Annotated in this window: 4 protein-coding genes; 1 reads left to right on the top strand and 3 read right to left on the bottom strand. The window is 66.9% G+C overall.

The window, feature by feature from the left end; all coding sequences use genetic code 11:
• Nucleotides 1-985: dimethylsulfonioproprionate lyase DddP (gene dddP, locus ABZD10_RS13845; protein ID WP_372887344.1), on the bottom strand; the 985-nt coding region annotated here is incomplete at its 3' end.
• A gap of 249 nt (nucleotides 986-1,234) precedes the next feature.
• On the opposite strand from dddP, the gene ABZD10_RS13840 reads away from it, so the two are divergent.
• On the top strand, nucleotides 1,235-2,839 hold the full coding sequence (locus ABZD10_RS13840; RefSeq protein WP_372887342.1) for a sulfotransferase: 1,605 nt from the start codon (nucleotides 1,235-1,237) through the stop codon (nucleotides 2,837-2,839).
• Here the strand turns inward: ABZD10_RS13840 and ABZD10_RS13835 are convergent.
• Together ABZD10_RS13835 and ABZD10_RS13830 are read right to left on the bottom strand one after the other, a co-directional pair.
• Nucleotides 2,836-3,321, bottom strand: a complete 486-nt coding sequence (locus tag ABZD10_RS13835; protein WP_372887340.1) for a flavodoxin family protein — start codon at nucleotides 3,319-3,321, stop codon at nucleotides 2,836-2,838. The two genes, ABZD10_RS13840 and ABZD10_RS13835, sit on opposite strands and share 4 nt — an antisense overlap.
• Before the next feature lie 85 nt (nucleotides 3,322-3,406).
• Entirely contained in the window at nucleotides 3,407-4,639 is a 1,233-nt protein-coding gene (locus tag ABZD10_RS13830; protein WP_372887338.1) for an alpha/beta fold hydrolase, read from the bottom strand.
• Between the last annotated feature and the right edge of the window lie 61 nt (nucleotides 4,640-4,700).

Raw genomic sequence — 4,700 nt, 5'->3', positions numbered from 1 at the left:
GGCGCATGGAATAGATCATGTCGGCCCTTGGCTTTTCATCGCCGATCCACCAGCTGCGGGAAATGTCGATGCAGATGCCGTAGGAGCCGATCAGGTCGGTGTCGAAGCTGACGATCTCATTGTTCTGGACGATGCGCGGGCCGCATTCCTGAAACCACGGGTTGGTGCGCGGCCCCGAAGTCAGAAGCCGGGTTTCGATCCATTCGCCGCCGCGGCGGATGTTCTCGGCATGAAGCACCGCCCAGATGTCGTCCTCGCTCATGTTGCCCTGTGGCACCTCGGCGCGCGCCCGGCGCTCCATCTCGGCGACGGCGGTCTCGCAGGCGTGATGGGCGCAGCGCATGGCCAGAATCTCGTCGGGGCCCTTGACCGCGCGCGACTTCTCGGTGACTTCCTCGCCCTCCATGATCTCGAAGCCCTGCGCCTCGAGGGCGCGCAGCCCGTGGATCATGATCTTGTCCACCGCCAGCCGCATGTTGCCCGGGGCGTGTTCGGCCATCAGCTGGCGGACCTCGTTCGAGAACACGTCGGCCTGCACGTCGATCTTGTCGCCGCGATCGAAATAGAACAGGTCGGCGCCGGACCGCTGTTCGCGCACCAGTGGGTTGAAGGTGCTGAGGAAGGGCGAGTTCTTGTAATCCCAGATCACCATGTAGCCGTCGGCGCACAAGAGCAGCGCCCGGAACGGGTTGTGGGTGTTCCACAGCTGCATGTTGGTGCTGTCGGTGGCATAGCGGATGTTGAGCGGGTCGAACATCAACAGCCCGCCATAGCCCCGGTCGACGACATGCTGCGTCAGCCGTTCCCAGCGAAAGCGCCGCATGGCCTGAAGGTCGGGCAGTTGCAGCCCGGCCGCCGCCCATTCCGCCAGTGCCAGCCGGGTGGGGCCGATTTCGATCCGGTCCTGATCGTTCGGGGTGTTGTCGCCGGTGCGCTCGCCGCGCGTGGGGTCGATCTTGCGGGTGTCGCGGAAATGGTCGCGCATGGCTGCCTCCTTGGTCTGATGGGGTCAGTCTGCTGGTGCGATTCCGTCGCGTCCTGCCTGATTGCGACCGGGATCTGGTTTTTTTGTCATTGATGGCGTGACGATTGCGTGCTGGTGCGGGCCGGGCGGCAGGATCCGAAGTCCGGGACAATCGGCGATTGACGCGCCCGGCCAGCCGACTAGGCTGCGGGAAGGTGCCGGCGCTGCCGGGGCCCGCCCGGATTGTTTGGACGCAGAAAAGGATTGTTCATGGCCCCCAGACTCTCAGCCGACAAGGCCATTTCGCGGGCGAAACAGGCGGCGAAATCCGGCGATCTGGCGACGGCGGTGACCCTTCTGGGCGAGGTTCTGGCGCGTTTTCCGGCCAGCAAGAAGGCCCGCAAGGCAATGGCCGATCTCAGGGCCGAGGGTCTCGTGACCCTGCTGGAGGCCGGCCAGAGGGCACAGCGCGCCGGGCGTTCGGTCGATGCGATCCGCGAACTCGAAGCCGCCTTCGCGCTGGCGCCCGAGATCATCGACACCGGGCTGGCGCTGGGGGCATGCCAGATGGAGATTCGCATGGCGCCCGAGGCGCTCTCGGTGGCCGACAAGGTGCTGGAACGCTTTCCCGGCAACCCCAAGGCGCTGAACATCCGGGGCCAGGCGCTGCGCGAACTGGGGCGCGGCGAAGAGGCGATCGACTGCCTGACATCGGCGCTCGGCGATCCCGAGACCGATGTCCACACCCTGAACAACCTCGGCGTGCTGGCCCGTGCGCGCGGCGAAACCGAGGCGGCAGCGGCCTATTGCCGGCAGGCGCTGGCCTTGCAGCCCAACGACCCGCTGCTGCATGCCAACCTGGCCTATGTGACGAAATACACCGCCGACCACCCGCATCTGTCGCAAATGCGCGAAAGACTGGCTGCCCGGGGCACCAATGACCCCGAAAGCGCGGCGCTGTGCTTTGCACTGTTCAAGGCGATGGACGATTACGAAGCTTCCGCCGAGGCGATGGAGCATCTGCACGCTGCGAACCGGCTGAAGAAGGCCGCGCTGGAATATGACTTCAAGGACGATGCCCAGATCTACGCGCTGAGCAAGGTTCTGTTCAAGACCGCCCCGGCGGCATTGTCCGAGACCGGCAAGCTGCGCCCGGTCTTCGTCACCGGGTTGCCGCGCACGGGCACCTCGCTGGTCGAACGGGTTCTGGCCCAGAGCCCCGAGGTGCAGGCCTGCGGCGAGTTGGCGGTGGTGCAGAACGCTGTCGCCAATTTGCTGCGCACAGCGATGGCGCGGCAGGACAGGGCCTTGACGGAACAGGATTTCGTGGACATGCGCCGCCGCCTGCTGCGCGGCCTGTCCGCCCATAACGACGGCCATCCGGTGATGGTCGACAAGATGCCGCTGAACTTCCGCTGGATCGGCTATATCTGCGCCGCCTTGCCCGAGGCGCGCATCCTGCATGTCAACCGTGACCCGATGGCGGTGGCATGGTCGCTCTATCGGCACAATTTCGTCGGTGACGCCAATGGCTTTGCCTATGATATCGACGACATCGCGCGGTTCATGGTGCTGCATCGCGACCTGATGGCGCATTGGCGCGCGCTTTATCCGGGCCGGGTGTTCGACGTCGATTATGCGCAGCTGGTCACGGACCCGGACACCGCGACCCGGGCCCTGGCCGGGGCGGCGGGGCTGGACTGGACAGCGCAGATGCTGAGCCCCGAAAAGGGCGCGGCGCAGGTTCTGACCGCCAGCGCCGAACAGGTCCGCAAACCGATCTACAAGGACAGCGACCTCGGCTGGAAGCGTTACCAGGATTTCCTTGGCCCGATGCAGACGGCCCTGCAGACCGCCGGCCTGATCCGAGCCTAGAACACCCCCATGCCCAGCCCCATGGCCATCGCCAGCCCAAGGTCACGGCATTGCGCCAGCTCCGGCTCGGGGATGGTCTTTTCGGCAAGGATCGCCTCGGGGGTCTGGGCATGGGTGCACAGGATCAGCGGCTCCTGCACCGGTTTCAGCCGCCAGCCGGTGGCGATCCGGGCCAGTTGCCGGGCGGCATTGGCGCCGTCCGAGCCGGCGCAGATCATCTGCGCATAGGCGCGCCCCTCGATGCGCCCCAGCACCGGGTAATAACAGCGGTCGAAAAACTCCTTCATCTCGCCCGACAGCGCAGCAAGGTTTTCAGGGCCGCAGAAAATATAGCCTGCGGCGGCAAGCAGGTCATCGGGCCCGGCAAGATCGGCGCGCAGCATGAGCGTCTCGATCTCGCCCCGGGCGGCGTCATGGGCGGCCTGCGCCATCTGCCGGCTGCCACCGGTGCGGGAATGATAGACGATCAGAAGTCGGGTCATGGTCTCGGCTGTGTCGCACTCGAGAAAATCCTAACCGCGCCCGGCCCGGGGCACCAGCGGAATTGCCGGTGGGCGCGCGATGGGCTTAGGGCGGTGTATCGGCGGCCTCGCGCAGGGTCGTCACCACCTCGGCCCCCTGTTCGAGCGAACGGTGCACCGGGCATCTGTCGGCGATTTCCAGCAGGCGGGCGGTCTGGGCGGCGTCGAGCGGGCCCGCGATACGGATCTTGCGGTGAAATCGGTCGATGCGGTTGCGGCTGCCGGTCTCGGCATCCTGGGCGTGCACCTTGTCGTGGCTGACATCGACGCTGATGCGGGTCAGCGGCCAGCCCTTGCGGCGGGCGAACATGCGCAGGGTCATCGAGGTGCAGGCGCCAAGGCCGGCGGCCAGCAGCCCATAGGGTGTCAGCCCCCGGTTGGTGCCGCCATAGGCCTCCGGTTCATCGGCAAAGATATGGTGGTGCGGGCCCGACTGCACATCCTGAAGAAAGCCCGCGGGATCGACCTCGGAGACCCGGACGATGCCCTCGGGCGCCCCGGGCGGCGGCGCGGGCGGGCGCAGCGCGACGTAGCGGGCAAGCCAGGCGGCGATCACCTCGGCGACATATTCGGCATCCTCGGCGCGGCTGATCAGGTGATCGGCACCGTCCAGGGTGACGAAGCTCTTGGGGTGCCGCGCGGCAAGAAAGATCTGGCTGGCGTTCTCGATGCCGACGATCTCGTCGCGCGGGGCATGCATCACCAGAAGCGCCGCCGACAGATTGTGGATGGCATCGGTCATGGCAGAGGCCGAGAGGTCTTCGAGAAAGGCCCGGCTGATGGTGAAGGGGCGCCCCCCGAGGTCGACCTCGGCGGCGCCGTCGCGCAGGATCGCCGGCAGCGCGTCGGAAAAATGATGCGCGACATGTCCGGGATCGAAGGGTGCCGCCAGCGTCACCACCGCCCGCAGACCCGGCATTTCGCCCGCCGCCTTCAGCGCCGCGGCGCCGCCAAGCGAATGGCCGATCAGCAGGTCGGGCGCCATGTCGCGGCCGGCAAGATAGGCTGCGGCGGCGCCAATGTCCGCGACGTTCGAGGTAAAGCCGGTATTGGCAAATTCGCCCTGCGAATGGCCGAGCCCGGAGAAATCGAAACGCAGCACCGCGATGCCCATGTTGGCCAGCCGCGCGGCGATGCGGCGGGCGGCGGGAATGTCCTTGGAGCAGGTGAAGCAATGGGCAAAAAGCGCCGTGGCCAGAACCGGCCCGTCCGGCAGGTCGAGCCGGGCGGCAAGCTGGTCGCCGTCGTGGCCGGGAAAAGTGATGCGTTCGGTGGGCATGGGGGCGGTCTCCTGTTGCTGGCAACAGGGTGGGGGCGCCGGCCGGTCTTGCCAAGCCCCG

The organism is Shimia sp., assembly GCF_041624275.1.
Classification (GTDB): domain Bacteria; phylum Pseudomonadota; class Alphaproteobacteria; order Rhodobacterales; family Rhodobacteraceae; genus Shimia.
Note: the sequence above shows the minus strand (reverse complement) of the source record. Positions and strands in the feature narration are given on the sequence as shown.

Coding starts and splice junctions, on each gene's coding strand:
- ABZD10_RS13835 (WP_372887340.1), bottom strand. CDS start 3,321: ATGACCCGACTTCTGATCGTCTATCATTCCCGCACCGGTGGCAGCCGG.
- ABZD10_RS13840 (WP_372887342.1), top strand. CDS start 1,235: ATGGCCCCCAGACTCTCAGCCGACAAGGCCATTTCGCGGGCGAAACAG.
- ABZD10_RS13830 (WP_372887338.1), bottom strand. CDS start 4,639: ATGCCCACCGAACGCATCACTTTTCCCGGCCACGACGGCGACCAGCTT.